Origin of the sequence: Arthrobacter sp. E44 (assembly GCF_041877125.1) — a bacterium.
In the GTDB taxonomy this organism is placed as follows: Bacteria; Actinomycetota; Actinomycetes; order Actinomycetales; family Micrococcaceae; genus Arthrobacter.
Genome location: NZ_JBHDJA010000030.1, coordinates 15,419 through 36,667, shown reverse-complemented (window position 1 = coordinate 36,667; position 21,249 = coordinate 15,419). Strand labels below are relative to the sequence as shown.

Below are 21,249 nucleotides of genomic sequence, written 5' to 3'. Positions count from 1 at the left end.
GCCCCTCTCAAAAGGGGTTGCAGGATTGTTGAACAAAAAGCTATGCTTTAGATCACACCGTTGTTCTGCAGCTCACTTAACTCTGCAGTTCCAACGCACCGGGGCTCCCGCCCCTCGGCGCCGTCATCACCAACTGACCAACCTCACTGACGCGCCGGCCCCCATTTTGAAAGACCCTTCACGGGTCCCCTGGGAAGGGATAGTCATGCTTGTACTCATCGGGGTGCTGCTGGTGATCGTTGGCTTCGCCATCCGCCTGAACCCCCTGATTGTCGTCACCGTCGCCGGCATCGTCACCGCACTGCTGGGCGGGATGAACCCCGCACAGATCCTCGACTCGTTCGGCACCGGCTTCGCCAGCAGCCGGTCCGTCACCATCTTCGTGGCGGTGCTGCCGGTGGTGGGCATCATCGAGTTCTTCGGGCTGCAGGAGCAGGCCAAAACCCTCATCGGCCGGCTCGCCAAGCTGACCGCCGGGCGCGTCCTGATCGGCTACCTGGCCGTCCGCCAGATCACCGCCGCCGTGGGCCTGACCAGCATCGGCGGCCATGCACAGACCGTCCGCCCGCTGGTGTTCCCCATGGCGGAGGGCGCAGCGCTGCGCCGCTACGGCCACGTGCCGGAAAAGATCAGCGAGAAGATCAAGGGCCACTCCGCCGGCGCCGACAACGTTGGTGTGTTCTTCGGCGAGGACGTGTTCGTGGCCGTCGGCTCCATCCTGCTGATCACCACGTTCGTGGACACCACCTACCACCTGCACCTGGAACCGCTCCAGCTGGCGCTCTGGGCCATCCCCACCGCCATCGCCGCCTTCCTTATCCACGGCTTCCGGCTGCTGCGCCTGGACAAGCAACTGGACAAGGAATACCGCGAGTTTGAGCTCACCGCCGAGAAGGAAACTGCAGGAGAAGCCAAATGATCAACGTTGAAGCCGTTTACTGGCTGGTCGGCATTCTGTTCGTCGCGTGGGCATCGCTGATCGCCGCCGACACCAACCACCCCCGCCGCTGGGGCAGCTCGGCCTTCTGGGGCCTGCTGGGCCTGTGCTTCTTCTACAGCACCTGGGTCCAGGCAGGAACCGCGCCCGCCTGGATCCTGGGCGTCGCCGTCCTGGTCCTGGTGGTCCTGGCATCCACCGGCCTGCTGGGCCACGGCAAGCACCGCACGTCCACCGGCGCCGAGCGGGAGTCCTACGCCAAGCGCTTCGGCAACAAGCTGTTCATCCCGGCCCTGACGCTGCCGCTGGTGACCGTGATCCTGGTGCTGGCCGCACCGGTGCTGAACTTCGGCGGCACCCCGCTGCTCGACCCCAAGAACACCACGCTGGTAGCCCTGGCCATCGGCGCCGTGGCCGCCGTCGTCGTCGCGCTCCTCATCCTCAAGCCGAAGAACCCGGCGACGCCCATCTTCGAAAGCCGCCGCATCCTGGAATCCATCGGCTGGGCTGCACTGCTGCCGCAGATGCTCACCACGCTGGGCATCCTCTTCACCAAAGCCGGCGTGGGCACCGCCGTGGGCAACCTGGCCTCAGGCCTGCTGCCCAAGGGCTCACTGATCGCCGGCGTGCTGGTCTACTGCATCGGCATGTTCCTGTTCACGGTGCTCATGGGCAACGGCTTCGCGGCTTTCCCCATCATGACCGCGGCGATCGGCTGGCCTGTGCTGGTGGAGACGTTCCACGGCGACCCGGCCATCATCTTCGCCATCGGCATGCTGGCGGGCTTCTGCGGCACGCTCTGCACCCCCATGGCCGCCAACTTCAACCTGGTGCCGTCCGCGCTGCTGGAGATGAAGAACAAGTACGGCGTCATCACGGCGCAGGTGGGCACGGCCATCCCGCTGCTGGCGGTGAACATCGCCCTGATGTACTTCCTGGCCTTCCACTAAACCTCTTCGCTGACCCCGGCTTTCTAAGGAGCATGATGGACAACGACCTCCGCGTACAGGCGGCCCCGGACTACGCGGCCGTGGTGCTGGGCAACCTCTCCGAGCCCTACCCGCACTCGGCGCACCACACGCAGGTGTCAGCCGAGGACCGGCCCATTCCGGAGCAAATTCACCCCGCGTTCTACACCTCCTTCGACTGGCACTCCTGCGTGCACATGCACTGGCTGGGGGCCAGCCTGCTGGGCGGCACCCCCGGGTCACCCCTTGGCGGGGCTGCACCGGAAGGAGTGTCCGACGGCGGCCCGGCGGCCTGGGTGGATGGCCCCACAGAGGCGTCGCTCCGGGAAGCCCTGGGCGCCAACCTCACGCCAGCCAAGCTGGCCGTGGAGCGGGACTACCTGCTGGCTAATCCGTCCTGGGAACGGCCCTACGGCTGGGCATGGCTGATGCGGCTGGCCGCGACGTGCTCTGCGTCCGCCGATGCGCAGTTGCGTGAGTGGGGCACTGCGCTGGAACCGCTGGTGGATGCCGTGGCGGACCTCAGCGCTGCGTGGATGCAGAAGGCCCAGTACCCCGTGCGCCACGGGCTGCACACCAACGCCGCATTCGGCGTGGGCTACATGCTGGACGCGTTCCGGTCACTGGGCCGCGTTGATGCTGCAAAGGCGTGCGAGGAAGCGGCACGTGGATGGTTCGGTAACGACCGCGACTGGCCGGGCGACTGGGAGCTCAGCGGCCAGGATTTCCTGTCCGCCGGACTCAGCGAGGCGGACCTGATGCGCCGCGTGCTGTCCGCGGACGAGTTCGCCGAGTGGTTCGCCGGGTTCCTCCCGGGGCTTTCCGCGGAGTCGCGCATCCTGCAGCCGGTAAGCGTCACCGATGAAACCGACGGCTACCTGGTGCACCTGCACGGGCTGAACCTGACCCGGGCCGGGCAGGTTGCCCGGATCATCGCCACGCTTCGGGAATCCGGCAGCGCCGAGGCTTCCGCCGCCGCTGCTGTCCTGGTCGAGGCGCTGGATCCGCTGCTGAAAGCCGGACTCCACGGGCTGGAGAGCGGCGACTTCATGTCCACCCACTGGCTGGCCAGCTTCGCTTGGGACGCGCTGGGATCCATGGCGGATTTGGACTGATTCTTTCCTGCCGGTGTATCCCTTGTGGGGTCCGCCGGCGTCAACGGCCCCCTCGGAACGGAGCAGTCATACTCCGTTCCGAGGGGGCTGTTTGTGCATCCGGGAGTACCGCCGCGTTAGTCTTGCTGCACCACTCTGGGGCGTGACCTGGGAGCAGCGGGCAGGGTTGTAATGAGCTGACCGTCCGCCCGCGAGCCAGAGGAAGCCGATGCGCCAGCACACCAGCACCTGCCCGTCAGACCCTGCGATGGCAGGGAAAGCAGCCACGCCCAGGCCTCGAAGGAAGCGGGCCAGGCATCCGCGGCTGGCGGTGGGGGACAGGGTCCGCTTCGCCGAGGGAACCCTGGCCGGCACCGGCGTCGTTGACGCCGTGACCTCCGACTACTCCATCATCTGGGTATGGACCGACGAGGGCCAGGGCCGGCGGATGTTCGTGCAGGGTTACGGCAGCATCGTGTCCGCGCTGTCGGAAGAGGCTGCGGAACAAGAGGACGTCGTAGGCGCCTGCTGACCAGCTAACCGCCGAGCCGTTCCGGCTCGTCCGCTGCACGCCGTCTGCGCCGCTCATCCGCCTGGAGGATCCCGTCGCGGACCGCGGCGCGGACCACGCCGTACAGGATGTAGAAGAAGACCGCGCCGAAGAGCGCAAGCAGGACAAGCCCGGTCGCGTTACCCATCAGTGCGCTCCTCCTCCGGCCAGTACGGCTGAGCGGACGCGGCCGCCTGACGCAAGGTCCCGCCGTCGAGCATGATGGACGTTTCCTGCAGGCCGAAGTCGGTCCATTGGGCAACCAGCCGCAGGTCGCCGGCAGGCGGCAGCGGCCACAGCCAGAGCGTGCCGCTGCCGGAGAACTCCGCATCGCCCCCGCCGCCCCCGCCGCCGTTCAGGGCGAGGACGGGAGGCTCCGGATTGGTGCCCGGCTCCAATGACCCGTAGGGTACCTGGCTGCCGGTGCTGGCCTTTGAACCATCGGGAAATTCGACGCCGAACAGGAGTCCGCCCTGCCGGCCACTGCCACGGATGCCCCTGCCGGGCTGGAAGAACAGCGGCTGCAAATCGTCCCAGTCCTCATCGGATTGATCGGTCCGGCGGAAGAGCCAGGACAGGCTGAACAGGCACCCGGTAGAGAACACCTCGGCGCCCTTGACTGCCACCACCATTCCCGGCGTCCGGCTCACGAACCTGCCCAGATGGACAACGGCAGGCAGTTCGTAGGCGGGTGCAGCCACCCAAGGGGGCGGGACGTGCCTGGTTCCCCGCGGCCGGGGCGGCAGGGGAGGGACGGGAAAGTCCTGGAAGAACGTCATCGGTGGTCCTTGGGTCCGTTGGCTGCGACCGACCAGCGGAACAAGCGGCAGTGCCGCCCTGGATCCCCCAATCCGTCCTTGCCCGGCCAGTCTAGCGGGGATGCCTCAAGGCCTGGTTGCCTCCTCGAGGATTTCCAGCAGGTGGCGGTAGGAGCGGCCGGTCGCCTTGGACATCCCCAGCTCGCAGGTGCGGTTGGTGGAGGCGTAGGCGTCGAACTGCCGCTCGTTGATCTCGCGGGCCTGCCGGTCCGTGGCCGAGTCGGTCAGTTCCGGATGGAGCAGGCCGCGGTCGCCCGCGAACGCGCAGCAACCCCAGTTCAGCGGCACGAACACATCGTCCGTGACAGCCCCCGCGATCTCAAGCAGGGCCGGGTTTGTCCCCAGCTGCGTGGATGAGCACGTGGGATGCAGGGCGATGGAACCCAGCGGGGCAGTCACCGTGAGCTTCCCAAGTACGTGTTCGTGAACGAACTCCACCGAGTCAACAAAGCGCAGCCCGGCGTACCGCTCCTCGCCCGCAGCCGCAAGGCGCTTCATCGTGTCCAGGCCCTCCGTGCAGGACGCGGCGTCGCACACCACCGGCAGCTCGCCCCGGCCGCTGGCCTCGTACAACTGGTCCAGGACCTTGGAGCTCATGGCCTCGTAGCCCTGGGAAAAGCCCTTCGACTTCCACGGCGTGCCGCAGCACAGGCTCTCGATGCCGTCCGGAACGGTGACCGGCACGCCGGCGCGGTCGCAGAGGTCCAGGAAGGCCTGGGCCGAGCCCTTCGCGGCGCCGCCTGCAGCATCCGCCGGGCCGAACATCGTTCCGATGCAGGCGGGGAAGAACACGGCGACGCTGTCCGGGTCCGGCCGCGCGCTGCGCCTGGAACCCCCGCCGGGCAGCACGGTGGAGTAGGCGGGCACCGCTTCCGTGCCCAGCAGGGCGCGGCCGACGGCGGTCGCGGCCTTTGGCAGCGGCGCCGGCATGGCCTTGGCTACAGTCAGGGCCAGCCCGCCGGCGGCGGTCACGGTGCCCCAGTTTTCGGCGGCCTTGTTCCAGCCGGCCGCCGCGACGGTGTTGGCGTTTTCCTTGCGCAGCCGCCGCACCAGGTCCCCGGTGTTGATCAGCACCGGGCAGGCGGTGACGCACATGCCGTCCGCTGCGCAGGTCTGCACGCCGTCGTAGTCATAGTCCTTGCGCAGGTTGGCGGCGAGGGCGTGGTCGCCGCGTTGCTCAGCGGCAGCAATGTCGCGCCGAAGCACGATGCGTTGGCGCGGAGTAAGCGTGATGTCCTTGCTGGGGCAGACCGGTTCGCAGTACCCGCACTCGACGCAGCGGTCCACTTCCTCCTCGACGGTGGGGGCCACCTTCAGGTTCTCGATGTAGGAGAGTGGTTCGTTGGCGAGCAGCACGCCCGGGTTCATGAGGTTGGGCGGGTCGATCAGCCGCTTGATTTCCTGCATGACCGCATAGAGCTCGTCGCCGTATTGGCGGCGGACGAAGGGCGCCATGATGCGCCCGGTGCCGTGCTCGGCCTTGAGTGAACCGCCCGCGCCGAGGACCAGGTCCACCATCTCGTCGGTGAAGGCCTGGTAGCGCAGCAGCTGGGCCGGATCGTCGAAGCGCTCGTTGAGCATGAAGTGGACGTTCCCGTCCTTCGCGTGCCCGAAGATCACCGATTCCTTGTAATGGTGCTCGTGGAAGAGCCGCGTCAGTTCGCCGCAGGTGCCCGCGAGGGCGGGAACCGGGACAACGATGTCCTCCAGCAGTGCGTTGGTTCCCGAGGGGCGTGCGCCGGCGACCGCCGTGTACAGGCCCTTGCGGACGTGCCAGAGGGCTGCCCGGTCTTTCGGGTCCGTGGTCAGCATGAAGGGCGCGGCCACGTCCAGCGAGTCGAACAGCGGCTGCGAGCCTGCGCGCTTGCCGGACAGCTCGGCGGCGTCCGAGCCCTGGTGTTCCACCAGCAGCGCGGCGTGTCCCTGGACCGGCAGGGTACTGATCGCAGCGGGGGCGTCGGCGGCAGCCTGGGCCACCTTCAACGCTGCCGCGTCCATGAGTTCGATGGTGGCAAGGCCGGTGGCAACCAGGTCCGGCAGGGCGGCCGTTGCCGCATCGAGGGTGTTGAAGACCAGGAGCCCCGTGGCAACGGCCGGTTTGACCTCGACGGTGCGGAAGACGGCCTCGGCCACGAAGCCGAGGGTCCCCTCGCTGCCGATCATCAGGTGCATCAGGATATCGGCCGGGCGTTCGTAATCCAGGAAGGAGTTCACGCCGTAGCCCATGGTGTTCTTCATCGAGAACAGTGACCGGATGATGCGGACGGACTCGTCGTTCCCCAGGACCCGGCGGCGCAGCCTCAGCAGCCCTTCGTGGAGTTCCGGTTCCAGCTCACGCAACCGCCGGTCGGCATCGGCGTCGGCGGTGTCGATGACCGTGCCCGAGGGCAGCACCAGCACCATTGATTCCAGCGTCCGGTAGGTGTTGAACTCGGTGCCGCACGCCATCCCGGAGGAGTTGTTGGCGATGACCCCGCCCACGGTACAGGCGATTTCGCTGGCGGGATCCGGCCCGAGCTTACGCCCGAAGGCGGCCAGCCGGGCATTGACGCTGCGCACGGTGGCGCCGGGCTGCACACGGACCCGGGCGCCGCCGTCGAGCACCTCGACGCCGCGGAAATGCTGGCGGGTGTTGATCAGCAGGCTGTCACTCAGGGCCTGGCCCGACAGGCTGGTGCCGCCGGACCGGAAGGTGGCGGGAACCCCAAGCTCCCGGCTGCGCCGCAGCAGGGCGCCGACGTCGGCGGCATTGCGAGGAGTGGCCACCCCCTGGGGAACGAGGAGGTAGTGCGAGGCGTCGTGGGCCATGGCATGGCGGTCCAGGTCCCGCGTGCTGACGGTATCCAGCCCCAGCTGTTCGATGGGGGATTCGGCTCCTGCCGTTGCTGTTCGCATGCGTAACTCCAAAAAACTTAGGTGATGGTGTGGGGCCGGGGCGTCTTGGCGTCCCCTGCCCGCTGGTAGAACCATTCGATGTGCTCGCGCAGCAGGCGCGCGGCGAGTTCGCCGTCCCGGGACTGGACGGCATCGAAGATTCCGTGGTGTTGGGTGCGGAGGACTTCCAGGACATCCGGCCAGTCCTCCATGGCGTCCATGGAACCCTTGACATAGTCGACGATCGAACCGCTGAGGGACTCCATGATGGTGGCCATCACCTCGTTGCCCGCGAGCGAGCTCAGCGCCACGTGGAACCGGGCATCCAGCTCGTGGAAGGCTGCCCGGTCCACCTCAGGGTGGTCCATGGCCTCCAGCAGCTGGGCCGCCTGTTCGCGCTCCGTGTCGCCACCCTCACGCTCTGCACCTGCACGGGCAGCCCAGGTTTCCAGGAGGATGCGGGTCTGGACAATGTCCTCGACCGGCAGGCGGTTGCTGGCAACATGCAGCCGGAGCGCGGAGGAGAGCCCGGCGGACGGATCGGAAACGACGATGGCACCGGAGGTGGGGCCGGACCCCACCGAGCTGCGGACCACGCCCATGGCGTCAAGGATCCGGATGGCCTCCCGCACTGATGCCCTGGAGATTCCGTAGCTTTCCGCCAGGGTCCGTTCGCCCGGGAGCCGGTCGCCGACCTTGATCTTGCCGGCGCGCAGGTCCGCTTCAATGTCTTTCAGCAGTGCGTCGTGGGTTCGAGGGCGGGGAGCTGCTCCGGCTGCGGGGGTTGTCACGGGCGATCCTCTGGGTGGGGGAGTGCGGGCCCCGAGTGGACCCGCACTCCGGTTTTGCGCGGGAAGTGGCCGCGGGTACTGGCTAGGGGAGCATCCAGCCCAGGACTGGGGTGGACTGCAGGTAGACGATGGTGCACAGCACCAGAAGCAACCCCACGCTCCATCCGACTACCTTACGCAGAAGGACGGACTCCTGGCCGTCGAGGTTCACGGCGGTGGCGGCAATGGCGAGGTTCTGCGGGCTGATGAGTTTGCCCACCACGCCACCGGCGGTGTTGCCGGCCACGAGCAGGGTCGGGTCGATGCCCGCATTCACGCCCGCGGTCTGCTGCAGCTTGGCAAACAGTGCGTTGGCGGAGGTGTCCGAACCGGTCACGGCCGTGCCCAGCCAGCCGAGCACGGGGGAGAGGAACGCGAAGAAGCTTCCGGTGCCGGCCAGCCACACGCCGATCGAGACCGTCTGGCCGGAGTTGTTCATGACGTAGGCAAGGGCAAGCACCGTGATGATGGTGAGGCCGGCCCATCGCATCTTGAAGATGGTCCGCCCGATTTCGGCCACGGCGTTGCCTACCGTCATGGGGAAGCGGCCGCGGTCATCGAAGCGGGCGTAGACGACCGCCACAATCAGGCCGGTGATCAGCAGGAGCGTGCCGGGGCTGGACAGCCACTGGAAGACGTAGACGGTGGAGGACAGCGGCTTGCCGTCGGCGCTGACCAGGGCGTCGTGGAGGACCGGCCACGGGATCTTTACGTCGGTGGCGGCGAGGGCGGCAGGAAGGTCGACGCCGAGCTTCCACAGTTTGGCGATACCGAACACCACAATGACCAGGAAGTAGGGAAACAGCGCGAGCCAGGTACGTGCCGGGGTGAGGCTTTCGCGCTCGGCCGCCTCCACGGTGGCCGCGCTGCCTGAACGGGCGCTTCGCGGGCCGCCGTTACCAGCCGTGGCACCGACGGCGGCCACGGACTCCGCGGCCACGCCCAGCCGGTCACGCGCTGCCGCCGTGCCGCGGGGCCTCCAGAACCGGAAGAACAGGACAGCCGCGCCCAGGCCGACCAATGAGGCCATGATGTCGGTGAGTTCGTACGAGAAGAAGTTGGAGCAGAGGAACTGCGCTGCGGCAAAGGAAAATCCGACGACCAAAGCGGCAGGCCAGCAGTCCTTCAAGCCCTTGCGTCCGTCCAGGATGAAGAGCAGGATCAGCGGGACGAAAGTTGCCAGCAGCGGTGCCTGGCGGCCCACCATGGCGCCGATGTCCGTCGCGTGCAGCCCGGTAAGTCCGGCGGCGGTAGTGATCGGGATGGCCATTGCGCCGAAGGCGACCGGAGCGGTGTTGGCCACCAGCACGGCGGCGGCTGCCCGCAACGGAGGAAGGCCGAGGGCCAGCAGCATGGTGGCGGTAATGGCCACCGGCGCGCCGAACCCGGCAAGGGCTTCGAGCAGCCCGCCGAAGCAGAAGGCGATGAGGACACCCTGCAGGCGGACGTCGCCGCCGCCAATGACATCGAAGACCCGGCGGAGGTCCTCAAAGCGGCCGCTGAGCACCGTCACCTGGTAGAGCCAGACGGCCATGACCACAATCCACAGCACAGGGAAGGCGCCGAAAACGCCGCCCTGGGTTGCGGACAGGAGCGCCAGGCCGGCCGGCATCTTGAACGCCAGGATGCCCACCATCAGGGCCACCAGCAGGGCAAATCCGCCGGCCACGTGGGCTTTGGTCTTGGCGACGGCGAGCAGGAGAAAGAAGGTCAGCAGCGGCAGCAGGGCGACAATGGCCGACCAGGCAACGCTGTTCAGCACCGGGTCAGTGCTGGGGGTGAAGTGGTCCACAGAGTTCCTCCACGTTGAGGGGTGTTGGGGTCGTGTTTGGTCAGACCACAATGGTCCGACCACGGAAGTGTAGCCCACAATTCCCGGTTGGTGTGAGCCGCTTCACCACCGGGTCCGGGGTTGAAAGTGGCTGGTATCACGTGTTCTACTGTGGTCAGACCATACGAACATCCCTACCCCTTCCCGGAAGGCCGCCATGAGAATTGCCTTGTTCGCCACCTGCATTGTGGATGCGATGTATCCGGCCACGGCGAAGGCCACCGTCAAGATTTTGGAGCGCCTGGGACACGACGTGGTGTTCCCTGAGGGCCAGGCCTGCTGCGGCCAGATGCATGTCAACAGCGGCTACCTCAAAGAAGCCGTCCCCGTGGTGGCCAACCACGTCGCCGCCTTTGACACCGCGGACTACGACGTCGCCGTCGCCCCGTCCGGTTCCTGCGTTGCCTCGGTCAAGCACCAGCACCCCATGGTGGCCCGCTCCTGCGGTGACGCCGCGCTCGAAGCCCGCGCCACCGCCGTCGGCGCCAAAACCTACGAACTGTCCGAACTGCTGGTGGACGTGCTGGGCGTGACCGACGCCGGCGCCCAGCTGGGCTCCTACTTCCCGCACCGGGTCACCTACCATCCCAGCTGCCACGGCATGCGCCTGCTGCGGCTCGGGGACAGGCAGTCCCGCCTGCTGCGGACCGTGCAGGGGATCGACCTTGCCGACCTGCCCGAGGCGGACCAGTGCTGCGGCTTCGGCGGCACGTTCTCCATGAAAAACGCCGATGTTTCCTCGGCCATGCTCCAGGACAAGGCGGCCAACGTCGAAGCCACCGGCGCCGAACTCTGCACCGGCGGGGACGCCTCCTGCCTGATGCACATCGGCGGCGGACTCTCCCGGCAGGGCAGCTCCACCACCACCCTCCACCTGGCGGAAATCCTCGCAAGCACCATGGAAGAACCGGCGTCCGTGACCGGCGAAGTCCGCGTCTCTACCGGAAAGGCCCTCCGATGACCACCTTTTTGGGAATGCCCGCGCTTCCGGCCTTCGGCTCCGGCAACCTGTTCGCCGGCGAATCCTTTCCCAAGGCGGCGCACCGCGAACTGGGCAACGCCCAGCTGCGGGCCAACCTTGGCCATGCCACGCACACCATCCGCGACAAGCGCCAGGCCGTGGTCTCCGAACTGCCCGACTGGGAGCAGCTGCGCGATGCCGGCTCCGCCATCAAGGAGTCGGTAATGGCCAGGCTGCCCGAGCTGCTGGAGGAGTTCGAGAAAAACTTCACCGCCCGCGGCGGCGTGATCCACTGGGCCCGCGACGCCAGGGAGGCCAACGAAATCGTGGCCGGACTGGTCCGGGCGACCGGTGAAACCGAAGTGGTCAAGGTCAAGTCCATGGCCACGCAGGAAATCGGGCTCAACGAGTACCTCGAGGAGCAGGGAATCGAGGCCTTCGAAACGGACCTCGCCGAGCTCATAGTCCAGCTGGACCACGACAAGCCCAGCCACATCCTGGTGCCGGCCATCCACAAGAACCGCACCGAAATCCGGGACATCTTCCTCCGCGAGATGCCCGGAGCCGATCCGGCACTCACCAACGATCCGCCCGTCCTGGCCATGGCCGCCCGCGAGCACCTGCGCCGCAAGTTTCTCACCGCCAAGGTGGCTGTGTCCGGGGCCAACTTCGCCCTCGCAGATTCCGGCACCCTGGCCGTCGTCGAATCCGAAGGCAACGGCCGCATGTGCCTCACCCTGCCGGAAACGCTGATCACGGTGATGGGCATCGAGAAGCTGCTGCCCACCTGGCAGGACCTGGAAGTGTTCATGCAGCTGCTCCCGCGGTCCTCCACCGGGGAGCGGATGAACCCGTACACCTCACTGTGGACCGGCGTCACGGAGGGTGACGGGCCGCAGAATGTGCACCTGGTGCTCCTGGACAACGGCCGCAGCGCTGCGCTCGCGGATGAAATGGGCCGCTCGGCGCTGCACTGCATCCGCTGCAGCGCCTGCATGAACGTCTGCCCCGTATACGAGCGGACGGGCGGGCACGCCTACGGCTCCACCTACCCCGGCCCCATCGGTGCCATCCTTTCCCCGCTGCTGACCGGCATCCAGGCGGAGGAAAACAGCTCCCTGCCCTACGCCTCCTCCCTGTGCGGTGCCTGCTACGACGCCTGCCCCGTGAAGATCAACATCCCCGACATCCTGGTGCACCTGCGCAGCGTGGACGTGGACAGCAAGCGCGGGACGAAGAAGGTCCCCAGCCAGATGGACGTGGGCATGAAGGCGGCCTCCTGGGCACTGTCTTCCGGCAAGCACCTCGGCCTGGTGGAGAAAGGACTGCCGCTGGGCCGGCTCGCCGCCGGACGCGACAAGAAGATCAAGAAACTGCCCGGCATCGCCGGCGGCTGGACCCAGAGCCGCGACATCCCGGCGCCCCCGGCCCAGTCCTTCCGGGACTGGTGGGCCAAGGAGCATAAGTCGCCCGCGCCGTCACGAGACGAAAAGGAAACCCAGTAATGAGTGCACGCGAAGACATCCTCTCGCGGATCCGCTCCGCGCTGCAGGACAGCCCCGAGGCGCCGCAGATCCCCCGGGAGTACCGGGCCGCATCAGGCATGGACGCCGACGGCCTCGTTGACCTCCTGGTGGACCGGCTGGTGGACTACAAGGCGCAGGTGGCCGTGGTGCCCGCCGCCGAGGTGCCGGCCACGATTGCCTCGCTCCTTGAGGGGGCGCGCAGCTACGTCGTCCCGGAAGGGCTCGACGGCGGCTGGCTGGCAGCGATGGACGACGCCGGCACCGGCGGGTCCCGCCGTCGTGTCGACTCCCCGGCGGAACCGCTCAGCGTGGCCGACCTGGACGGCACGGACGCCGTGGTGACCGGCAGCGCGGTGGCCGTGGCCGAGACGGGAACCATCATCCTGGACGGCAGCGCCAGCCAGGGGCGCCGCGCCATCAGCCTGGTCCCCGACCACCACGTCTGCGTGGTCAAGGCCGCGGATATCGCCGGCATCCTGCCCGAGGCGCTGGGCCGGATCGACGGGACCCGGCCCATCACCATGATCAGCGGACCGAGTGCCACCAGCGACATCGAGCTGGAACGCGTGGAGGGGGTCCACGGCCCCCGCAGGCTGGATGTCATCATTGCCCGCTAGAGTTTTTCCATGACCACTGCTGCTCTGAACACTTCTGCCCTGCGGCCTGTCTACTTCCTCTCGGACAGTACCGGCATCACCGCGGAAACGCTGGGCAATACGCTGCTCACCCAGTTCCCGGTGGACAACTTTGACCGCGTGACCATCCCCTTCATTACCACCGAGGAGCAGGCGCGGTCCGTGGTGCGGACCATCGACGCCTTGGCCGCCACCGGGCCGCGACCGCTGGTTTTTTCCACCGCGGTGAGCAGCGAAATCCGGCAGATCCTGGCCGGATGCAAGGGCGCCATGGTGGACCTGATCGGCACCCACGTGGGAGTCCTGGAGGAGGCGCTCGGACACCCGGCCAGCGGCGAACCCGGCAGGGCGCACGGGCTGGGGAACGCCGCGCGCTACCAGTCCCGGATGGCGGCGGTGGAGTATGCCATGGAGCACGACGACGGCCAGAGCCTGCGTGCGCTGGAGAAGGCCCAGGTGATCCTGGTGGCCCCGTCCCGGTGCGGCAAGACGCCCACCACCATGTACCTGGCGCTGCAGCACGGAATCTTCGCCGCGAACTTTCCGCTGGTGGACGAGGACTTCCAGCGGGACGGGCTGCCCAAACCGCTGCGGCCTTTTGTGTCGAAGTGTTTTGGCCTGTCCTCCAACCCGCTGCGCCTGAGCCAGATCCGCACGGAACGCCGGCCCAGCTCGCCGTATGCGTCCCTGCGGCAGTGCGGGTTTGAGCTGCGCAGCGCCGAACAGCTGTATGTCTCGCACCGAATCCCGTACCTGAACTCGGCCACCGTCTCCGTGGAGGAGATGGCGGCCACCATCCTGCAGCGGATGAACCTGAAGCATTAGCCCCCGATTTCACAAACGTGGCGTAGCCCACATGATGTGGAAACTCCGCTGCAGACCTGAAATTGTTAGCAGGGTTTTCCTTCCGGCCGGCACTACCGTGAACGGCCGGCCACGCCTACGCCACCCTCTGCAAAGGAGCAGTAAACATGACGACAGACGTTCTGTGGTTCTCTGAACTCGGACTCAAGGACCTGGACAAGGTGGGCGGCAAGAACGCCTCCCTGGGCGAGATGGTCCAGAACCTGACCTCCGCCGGCGTCCAGGTCCCGGACGGCTTCGCCACCACGGCCGACGCCTACCGCCGGTTCCTGTCCGATTCCGGGCTGGACCAGAAGATCGCCGACCGGCTGGTGGGGCTGGACACCGATGATGTGACCGCCCTCGCCGCAGCCGGCCAGGAGATCCGGACCCTGGTCCGCGAGACGCCCTTCCTGCCGGACTTCGAGGCGCAGGTCCGCGAGGCGTACCAGCAGCTGGTGGACAAGCACGCCGGCTCCGAGGACTTGTCCTGGGCCGTCCGCTCCAGCGCCACCGCGGAGGATCTTCCCGATGCCTCCTTCGCCGGGCAGCAGGAGACCTTCCTGAATGTGCGCGGCATCGAGAACATCCTGCAGGCCATCAAGGACGTCTTCGCCTCGCTCTACAACGACCGCGCCATTGCCTACCGCGTGCACCACAAGTTTGAACATGCCGAGGTGGCACTCTCGGCGGGCATCCAGCGGATGGTGCGCTCCGACGTCGGCGCTTCCGGCGTCATGTTCACCATGGACACCGAATCCGGCTTCAAGGACGCGGTCTTCGTCACCTCCTCCTACGGCCTGGGCGAGGCCGTGGTGCAGGGCGCCGTGAACCCGGACGAGTTCTACGTCTACAAGCCTGCCCTGGCGGCCGGACGCCCGGCGATCCTCAAGCGTGGGCTGGGCGAGAAGGCCCTGCAGATGACGTACACCAGCAGCAGCGAGATCGGCCGCACCATCGATTTCGTGCCGGTGGAGGAGTCCCAGCGCGCCCGTTTCAGCCTCACGGACGACGACGTGGAGCAGCTTGCGCGCCACGCCGTCGCCATTGAGAAGCATTACGGCCGCCCGATGGACATCGAGTGGGGCAAGGACGGGATCGACGGCGGCCTGTACATCCTGCAGGCCCGTCCGGAGACCGTGCAGTCACGCCGGGCCCCCGGCAGCATGAGCCGGTTCCGCCTGAACGAGAGCGGCCCCGTGCTGGTGGAAGGCCGTGCCATCGGCCAGCGCATCGGCGCCGGCAAGGTCCGGATCCTCACCGCCATCGACCAGATGGCCTCCTTCCAGACCGGCGACGTGCTGGTGGCGGACATGACCGACCCCGACTGGGAACCGATCATGAAGCGCGCCTCCGCCATCGTCACCAACCGGGGCGGACGCACCTGCCACGCAGCCATCATCGCCCGCGAACTGGGGATTCCCGCCGTCGTCGGAACCGGCAACGCCACCGATACCCTGTCCGACGGCCAGGAGGTCACCGTGTCCTGCGCCGATGGCGAGACGGGCGTCATCTACCAGGGCCTGCTGGACTTCAGCGTGGAGGAAACCGGTATTACCAACCTGCCCGAAGCTCCCGTTAAGGTCATGATGAACGTGGGCACGCCGGAGCAGGCGTTCACCTTCGCGCAGCTGCCCAACCACGGCGTGGGCCTGGCCCGGCTGGAGTTCATCATCAACCGGCAGATCGGCATCCACCCCAAGGCCCTGCTGAACCTAGACAGCCAGCCGGAGGATGTGGCCGCTGAAATCCGGCAGCGCATCAGCGCCTACGCCAGCCCCCGCGAGTACTACATCAAACGGCTGGCCGAGGGCGTGGCCACCATCGCCGCCGCCTTCGCGCCGGAACCGGTGATTGTGCGCATGTCCGACTTCAAGTCCAACGAGTACGCAAACCTGATCGGCGGCCCCGCCTACGAGCCGCACGAGGAAAACCCGATGATCGGGTTCCGTGGCGCGTCCCGTTACCTGGAGCCGTCCTTCCGGGACTGCTTCGACCTTGAGTGCGAGGCGCTGTCCTTCGTCCGCAACGAGATGGGCCTGACCAACGTCAAGCTGATGATCCCGTTCGTGCGGACCCTGGACGAGGCGCAGGGCGTCATCGAACTGCTGGCCGAGAACGGGCTGCGCCGCGGCGAGAACGGCCTCGAGGTGATCATGATGTGCGAGCTGCCGTCCAACGCGCTGCTCGCCGACGAGTTCCTGGAGTACTTCGACGGCTTCTCCATCGGCTCCAACGACATGACCCAGCTGACCCTGGGCCTGGACCGGGACTCGGCGATCGTGGCCAACAGCTTCGACGAGCGGGACGCGGCCGTGAAGAAGCTGCTCAGCATGGCCATCAAGGCCTGCCGGGCGAGGGAAAAGTACGTGGGCATCTGCGGCCAGGGCCCCAGCGACCACCCCGACTTCGCCGAATGGCTGGTCAAGGAAGGCGTCAACTCCGTCTCCCTGAACCCGGACACCGTGGTGGACACCTGGATCCGGCTCGCCGGCGCGTCTGATGCTCACGAAGCTGCCTCCAACGGCGCGGCGGTTGCCGCCGCCGGTGCAGCCTGACCTACAACCAGTAGCCCGCAGCTGCCAAGGGCGGTCCCGCCACAGCCGAAAGGCCGTGACGGGGCCGCCCTTGCTGCTTGGTCCTCACTGGTTGGATGGTTCAGGGAGCAGTCCCAGCTGTCCCAGGAGTTCCATCTGGTCGAAGTAGGCGTGGTGTTCCGCGATCAGGCCTGCCTGGACCCTGGCAATGTCGCAGCTTCGCACCCGGACCTGCTTTCCGGTGGCGGGCAGGGTCCCGCCGGTGGGCAGGCCCAGCGACCCGGTGTTCGTGCCCGTCACGAAACCCTCGACGATGGCCACGTCCCCGGCCTCATGCCTTGCCGACTGCTCGTACCTGACGTCCGGCATCGCCTCCCAGAAGTGGTGGAAGTAGTCCGCGATCGCCTCCCTGCCGCTGATTTCGCCTTGGTCCGGAGTCCGGAGCACGGCGTCAGTGGCGAAGCAATCCGACAGGTCCTCAATGTCTTTTGCCGCCATGGCAGCCATTAACCGGTACATGGCATCCCTTGCCTGTCCCATTTCAGCCTCCTTTGGTCCTTGGGATGAGTCCCCGAAGCGTCGCGTCCCGCGCGGCGTCCGTGAAGGAAAAGTACGACGGCGGCACGCACCACGGCGACCCCCTCGATGGGGGTTTCGGGGTGCTGCGGGAACCCCCAAAATAGGGGATTGCTGCAATGGCGGCCGGGACGATACTGGAGGTATGTGGGAGGAGCGCGCGGAGCGTGCCCGGCGGGAGATCGCTGCCATGGCCGTCGGCGGAATGGACTTGGCGGACCTCTATGCCGCGGCGCTTGCCGTTGTGCAGCGGGCGGTGCCGTTCGAGCAGGGGTGCTGGGCCGGCGTCGACCCCGACTCGATGGCGATGACCTCCATCACCAATTGGCAGCCGTGGCCGGTGGGCGGGCACCAGTTTGAGGAGTACTTCATGCGGTTTGCCCAGTCCGAGTACACGGGCCGGGAACCCAACACGTTCGTCGAGCTGCTGCGGCGCCAGCGTCCCGTCGCCAGGATTTCGGATGCGCCGCACCGGGATGTGGTCCGCAGTGTCCGGATCAACGACCTGCTCAGGCCGCTCGGCCTGGAGCATGAGCTGCGTGCCGCCTTCCGGGTGGACGAGGCGTGCTGGGGAGTGGGCAGCATCTTCCGCGAAGGCGGCCCCGACTTTACCGACCGGGAGGTGGAGTTCCTGGCCGCCGTGACCGCAACCCTGGCTGCGGCCACCCGGGCGGTTGTCCGGGTGGGGCACCCCACCGGGCCGGCCGCCGTCGGGCCCGTCATTGTCCTGGCCGGGCTGCACGGTGACCTGCGCGCCGCTACGCTCGCCGCCGCCTCCTGGCTGGCCGGGGTGGAGGACGTGGCGCCCGGCCGCTTCAGCCAGACGCTGTATGCGGTGGTCGCGCAGGCGCATGCCGCGGCGTCCGGCACGGCACGGGCCAGGATGCGCGATGCCGGGAACAACTGGGTGATGCTGCAGGCCAGCCGGCTGATTACCGGCGATGATCCGGAGCAGATGGTGGTCACTGTGGAACCCGCCACCACCCACGAGCTCGCCGGCCTGCTGTTGATGGCGTACGGGGTGACTGCCCGCGAGCGGGACGTCTGCCTGGAGGTGCTGTCCGGAAACCCGACCGCGGAGATCGCCCGGCACCTGTTCATTTCCCCGCACACCGTGCACGACCACCTGAAGTCCGTGTTCGAAAAAGTCGGCGTTGGCAGCCGGGGGGAGTTGGTGGCCCGGCTCGTAGCCTGAAAGGCGGGGAGGTTTCATGAATGCCTTGACGGAATCGGTGCGCAGGCACCCGCTGCCGTGGTATTTCGGCGTGACCTTCTTCCTGTCCTGGGGCGCAATTGTGCTGGCCGTGTGGGCCGTCACCGGCGGCTTGTCACCCACGCCGGAGCAGTTCCAGCCCACCGTTCCCGTGACGGTGCCGGCCATGCTGCTGGGACCAGCTGCTGCCAGCCTGGTTCTGACGGGAATCGTGTCGGGACGGGCAGGGTACCGGGACCTCTGGTCGCGGCTGCGTGTCTGGCGGGTTGACGGGAGATGGTACCTCTACGCACTGCTGGTGGCGCCGGTGACGTTGGCGGTCCCCGTGCTGGTGCTGTGGCTGTTTTCCCTGGATTATGCGCCGCGGTTTGTCACGGAGCCGGATAAGGCAGGAACCATCCTGATGGCGCTCGCCATCGGTCTGGCGGCTGGATTTCTTGAGGAGATCGGGTGGACCGGGTTTGCCATTCCCAAGGCCAGGCAGCATTACAGCGTTCTGTGGACCGGGCTGCTGGTGGGCGTGCTCTGGGGTGTCTGGCACTTCTTCGTGAGCTATTGGGGTGGCGGCGGGACAAACGGCGGGGTGCCGCTGGCAATCTTCATGTCGCTCTGGGTGGTTTCGGTGCTCGTCGGCCAGCTGACGGCCTACCGGGTGCTGATGGTCTGGGTCTACGAACATACGGGGAGTGTGCTTGTGGCGGCGTTGATGCACGCGAGCCTGGCGGCCTTCCAGTTCATCCTTAACCCGCTGACCCCCGGAGTTCCCCAGCAGGTATACCCGTGGGGCCAGGCCGCCGCAACGTGGGTGGCGGTCGCCGCCGTGGCACTGACGAGCCGCGGCGAGATGACCGGCCGCCGCCGTTTCCTGCCCATCAACGTCCGGTCACATCACAGGGCACCGCACAGGCGGAGGTAGCTTGCGGGCCGCGTGCGGTGCCGGCCGCCGCCTCCGCTTCAGGCCGCGCCGTGCTCCGCCAGGATCTGTTCGCGCAGGATGTCCGCGTGGCCGCAGTGCTGGGCCAGCTCGTGCAGCATGTGCAGGTAGACCCAGCGAAGCGGGACTGGCCCGCGTCGGTTGCCAGTCACCACGCTGTCCAGATTCAGCGGGGCGGCTGCGGCACGGGAGGCGGCGCAGGCTTCCCGATGCGCCGCCCGGACCGAATCGATCGTGTCGTCGTCGTGCAGGATGAATGACTCGTCCGGCGTGGCGGGGATGCCAATCTCGCTGCGCGGGCGGCCGGTGAAGGCTTCATCGAACCAGACCTTCTCCACGAAGGTGGCGTGCTTCACCAGTCCCAGCAGCGTGGTGCGGGAGGCGACCAGCCAGCGCCGCGCCTGCTCCTCGATCAGGCCGTCCAGGCATTCGTTGAGCGCGGCCCGGTGCTCGTCCAGGAAGAACTCGAACTGCACGCGCTCGGGTTCGTTGATGACGTCGTCCATCGAGTGGAATTGGGGTGCCATAGGCAGACCCTAGCAAGGCGGGCAGCGCCCTGGAGGCAGCCACCTCACTTTCGCCGCTCCGGCGGCCGCCGGTGCCGGTGGTGGAGCTCGTAGTGGTCGAACACGTCGGAGGAGGTGCTTCCCTCGTGGCCGAACTTCCCGCGCAGCACCTCGGCCAGGTCCTCCAACGCCGCGTAGAGCATCCGCCCGGCGAACCGAAGCTCGGCGTTGTCGCTGCCCTGGGCCTCCGACGCCAGCTGGTGGGCGTAGGCAAGCGTGGCCGGCAGCGACCCCCGTTGCTCCACCTCATGGAAGTAATAGGTCTCGTTGAAGGACAACAGGTCAATGCTCACGGAGGCCACGTTCTCCGCCATCGACTCCAACAGTCCCGCAGCGTGCCGGGCCTCCAGCGAGGCAATGCCGGACGGACCGGCTGCCTCGCGGAACAGGTTCAGCTGGTGGGCAAGCGCGCGGCGCCTGCTCAGCGCCGGGTAGGTCTGCAGGATCCAGGAGACCGTGGCGGTCAGCAGGCCAAAACCCGCAACAGCCTGGAATGCCATCACCAGCCGAAGGACCGGATGGATGGCCACGATTTCGCCGAACCCCGCGGTGGAAAGGGCCACCAGCGAAACGTAGAGCGCCTCGGCAAAGTCGGCCTGCCGGGGAATGTCCGCCGAGTAGGAGAAACCGGCCGGCAGGTGCGGAAGGTACAGCAGCGCCCAGCCCACCGCAGCCAGGGCAGCCCACGCCGCGATGACGGCTGCCATGGCCATCGGCGCGGCGACGGAGGAGGCCCCGCCCCGGACCTTCCTCGACACCCGCCAGAACACCCGCATGATGGTCCGGCCCACCGGACCGGAGCCATGCGGGTACAGCAGCGTCATGAAGACATCGGCGATCATCAGCAGAATCAGCGCTAAGCCCACCACCGTGAAAAGCACGCCTTCAAAGTCCATGCCTCATCCTAAGTGCGCAGGATGGCGCGGGAACGCCGGCCCGCTGGCTAGGCTGGCGCCATGGACTTTCGACTTCGCCAGGCCACGCCGGAGGACGCCGAGGCAGTGGTGCTCATGCAGACGCAGGCGCACGAGGAGTGCTACCCGCACCTGCTGTCGGCGGATTTCTTCGCGCGGCGCAGGGCCAGCATCCCGGAGCGGGTGGTGCGGCGGCGGACGTTCCTGGCCAGGGATGAGCCGCGGATCCTTGCCTTCGACGGCAACGACCAGCTTATGGGCTACGCGGACGCTGGCCCCGGCCGGGAGGACGACGCCCCCGAAGCGCTGGAGCTGTACTCCATCTACACCCTCCGGCGCACCTACGGAACGGGGCTGGGGGCAGCCCTGGTGAGTGCCGCCGTCGGCTCCGGCCCGGCCTACCTGTGGGTGCTGGAAAACAATCCCCGCGCCCTGGCCTTCTACCGGAAGCAGGGGTTCCGGCCGGACGGCAAGCGCAACACCCTGCCGCCCGAATGGGAGGAACTGCCCGAAGTCCGGCTGGTGCGGCGGGCGCAGCCGTAGCAGCAGGAGGCGTCGGGAGCAGCGTACGACGGCGGCAGTGCGCGCCCAACGCGAGATGACAGTTCACGGCAGTGCTTCACAGGAACATTGCTGCGAACT

General features: G+C 67.5%; 20 protein-coding genes. 12 read left to right on the top strand and 8 right to left on the bottom strand.

The genetic code is table 11. The features are described from left to right. Positions 1 to 205: 205 nt before the first annotated feature. From ACETK3_RS19475 to ACETK3_RS19460, 4 genes are all read left to right on the top strand, one after another. On the top strand, positions 206 to 919 hold the full coding sequence (locus ACETK3_RS19475) for a DUF969 domain-containing protein (protein ID WP_373993430.1): 714 nt from the start codon (positions 206 to 208) through the stop codon (positions 917 to 919). Then, the gene (locus ACETK3_RS19470) at positions 916 to 1,887 is read left to right on the top strand and encodes a DUF979 domain-containing protein (protein WP_373993429.1); all 972 of its coding nucleotides are present in this window, start codon (positions 916 to 918) and stop codon (positions 1,885 to 1,887) included. The genes ACETK3_RS19475 and ACETK3_RS19470 overlap by 4 nt, the downstream gene beginning before the upstream one ends. Positions 1,888 to 1,919: 32 nt before the next feature. Next, positions 1,920 to 3,020: a DUF2891 family protein gene (locus ACETK3_RS19465; protein WP_373993428.1), complete on the top strand. Its 1,101-nt coding sequence runs from the start codon at positions 1,920 to 1,922 to the stop codon at positions 3,018 to 3,020. 208 nt (positions 3,021 to 3,228) lie between these two features. Then, positions 3,229 to 3,531, top strand: coding sequence for a hypothetical protein (locus ACETK3_RS19460; RefSeq protein WP_236801312.1), 303 nt, complete (start codon positions 3,229 to 3,231; stop codon positions 3,529 to 3,531). Positions 3,532 to 3,535: 4 nt separating this feature from the next. Here ACETK3_RS19460 and ACETK3_RS19455 read toward each other — a convergent pair whose 3' ends face one another. From ACETK3_RS19455 to ACETK3_RS19435, 5 genes are all read right to left on the bottom strand, one after another. Next, positions 3,536 to 3,697, bottom strand: coding sequence for a hypothetical protein (locus tag ACETK3_RS19455; protein ID WP_236821420.1), 162 nt, complete (start codon positions 3,695 to 3,697; stop codon positions 3,536 to 3,538). Then, a complete protein-coding gene (locus ACETK3_RS19450; RefSeq protein ID WP_236801314.1) occupies positions 3,690 to 4,328 on the bottom strand; it encodes a hypothetical protein in 639 nt (212 codons plus the stop codon). Before ACETK3_RS19450 ends, ACETK3_RS19455 begins: the two co-directional genes overlap by 8 nt. A 105-nt stretch (positions 4,329 to 4,433) precedes the next feature. After that, positions 4,434 to 7,262, bottom strand: coding sequence for an FAD-binding and (Fe-S)-binding domain-containing protein (locus ACETK3_RS19445; protein ID WP_373993427.1), 2,829 nt, complete (start codon positions 7,260 to 7,262; stop codon positions 4,434 to 4,436). A 17-nt stretch (positions 7,263 to 7,279) separates the two neighbouring features. Next, positions 7,280 to 8,032 (bottom strand): FadR/GntR family transcriptional regulator, encoded by a 753-nt coding sequence (locus ACETK3_RS19440; RefSeq protein ID WP_373993426.1) that lies wholly within the window; start codon positions 8,030 to 8,032, stop codon positions 7,280 to 7,282. A gap of 82 nt (positions 8,033 to 8,114) precedes the next feature. Next, positions 8,115 to 9,863, bottom strand: a complete 1,749-nt coding sequence (locus ACETK3_RS19435; RefSeq protein WP_373993425.1) for an L-lactate permease — start codon at positions 9,861 to 9,863, stop codon at positions 8,115 to 8,117. Between the two features lie 196 nt (positions 9,864 to 10,059). Between ACETK3_RS19435 and ACETK3_RS19430 the strand changes: the two genes are divergently transcribed. The 5 genes from ACETK3_RS19430 to ppsA all read left to right on the top strand — a co-directional run bounded on the left by ACETK3_RS19430 (position 10,060) and on the right by ppsA (position 16,425). Further along, positions 10,060 to 10,863 (top strand): (Fe-S)-binding protein, encoded by an 804-nt coding sequence (locus ACETK3_RS19430; RefSeq protein WP_236821423.1) that lies wholly within the window; start codon positions 10,060 to 10,062, stop codon positions 10,861 to 10,863. Continuing rightward, positions 10,860 to 12,368: a LutB/LldF family L-lactate oxidation iron-sulfur protein gene (locus ACETK3_RS19425; RefSeq protein ID WP_236821424.1), complete on the top strand. Its 1,509-nt coding sequence runs from the start codon at positions 10,860 to 10,862 to the stop codon at positions 12,366 to 12,368. Before ACETK3_RS19430 ends, ACETK3_RS19425 begins: the two co-directional genes overlap by 4 nt. Then, positions 12,368 to 13,006 (top strand): lactate utilization protein C, encoded by a 639-nt coding sequence (locus ACETK3_RS19420; protein ID WP_373993424.1) that lies wholly within the window; start codon positions 12,368 to 12,370, stop codon positions 13,004 to 13,006. Before ACETK3_RS19425 ends, ACETK3_RS19420 begins: the two co-directional genes overlap by 1 nt. A 9-nt stretch (positions 13,007 to 13,015) precedes the next feature. Continuing rightward, entirely contained in the window at positions 13,016 to 13,849 is an 834-nt protein-coding gene (locus tag ACETK3_RS19415; RefSeq protein ID WP_236801321.1) for a pyruvate, water dikinase regulatory protein, read from the top strand. A 146-nt stretch (positions 13,850 to 13,995) separates the two neighbouring features. Continuing rightward, positions 13,996 to 16,425 carry a phosphoenolpyruvate synthase gene (gene ppsA / locus ACETK3_RS19410; RefSeq protein ID WP_373993423.1) on the top strand — a complete coding sequence of 810 codons (2,430 nt, stop codon included), beginning with the start codon at positions 13,996 to 13,998 and terminating at the stop codon, positions 16,423 to 16,425. Positions 16,426 to 16,509: 84 nt separating this feature from the next. Here the strand turns inward: ppsA and ACETK3_RS19405 are convergent, their stop codons facing one another. Further along, entirely contained in the window at positions 16,510 to 16,944 is a 435-nt protein-coding gene (locus tag ACETK3_RS19405) for an ester cyclase (RefSeq protein WP_373993422.1), read from the bottom strand. Between the two features lie 181 nt (positions 16,945 to 17,125). On the opposite strand from ACETK3_RS19405, the gene ACETK3_RS19400 reads away from it, so the two are divergent. Together ACETK3_RS19400 and ACETK3_RS19395 are read left to right on the top strand one after the other, a co-directional pair. After that, positions 17,126 to 18,175: a LuxR C-terminal-related transcriptional regulator gene (locus ACETK3_RS19400; RefSeq protein WP_236801324.1), complete on the top strand. Its 1,050-nt coding sequence runs from the start codon at positions 17,126 to 17,128 to the stop codon at positions 18,173 to 18,175. A gap of 16 nt (positions 18,176 to 18,191) precedes the next feature. Next, a complete protein-coding gene (locus ACETK3_RS19395; protein ID WP_373993421.1) occupies positions 18,192 to 19,109 on the top strand; it encodes a CPBP family intramembrane glutamic endopeptidase in 918 nt (305 codons plus the stop codon). A 38-nt stretch (positions 19,110 to 19,147) separates the two neighbouring features. On the opposite strand, the gene ACETK3_RS19390 is transcribed toward ACETK3_RS19395, so the two are convergent. Further along, a complete protein-coding gene (locus ACETK3_RS19390; protein WP_237429974.1) occupies positions 19,148 to 19,654 on the bottom strand; it encodes a DinB family protein in 507 nt (168 codons plus the stop codon). A 44-nt stretch (positions 19,655 to 19,698) separates the two neighbouring features. After that, on the bottom strand, positions 19,699 to 20,589 hold the full coding sequence (locus tag ACETK3_RS19385; protein ID WP_236821431.1) for a potassium channel family protein: 891 nt from the start codon (positions 20,587 to 20,589) through the stop codon (positions 19,699 to 19,701). A 60-nt stretch (positions 20,590 to 20,649) separates the two neighbouring features. Here ACETK3_RS19385 and ACETK3_RS19380 point away from each other — a divergent pair, with 60 nt between their 5' ends. Next, positions 20,650 to 21,150 (top strand): GNAT family N-acetyltransferase, encoded by a 501-nt coding sequence (locus ACETK3_RS19380; protein WP_237429975.1) that lies wholly within the window; start codon positions 20,650 to 20,652, stop codon positions 21,148 to 21,150. The last annotated feature ends 99 nt before the right edge of the window (positions 21,151 to 21,249 follow it).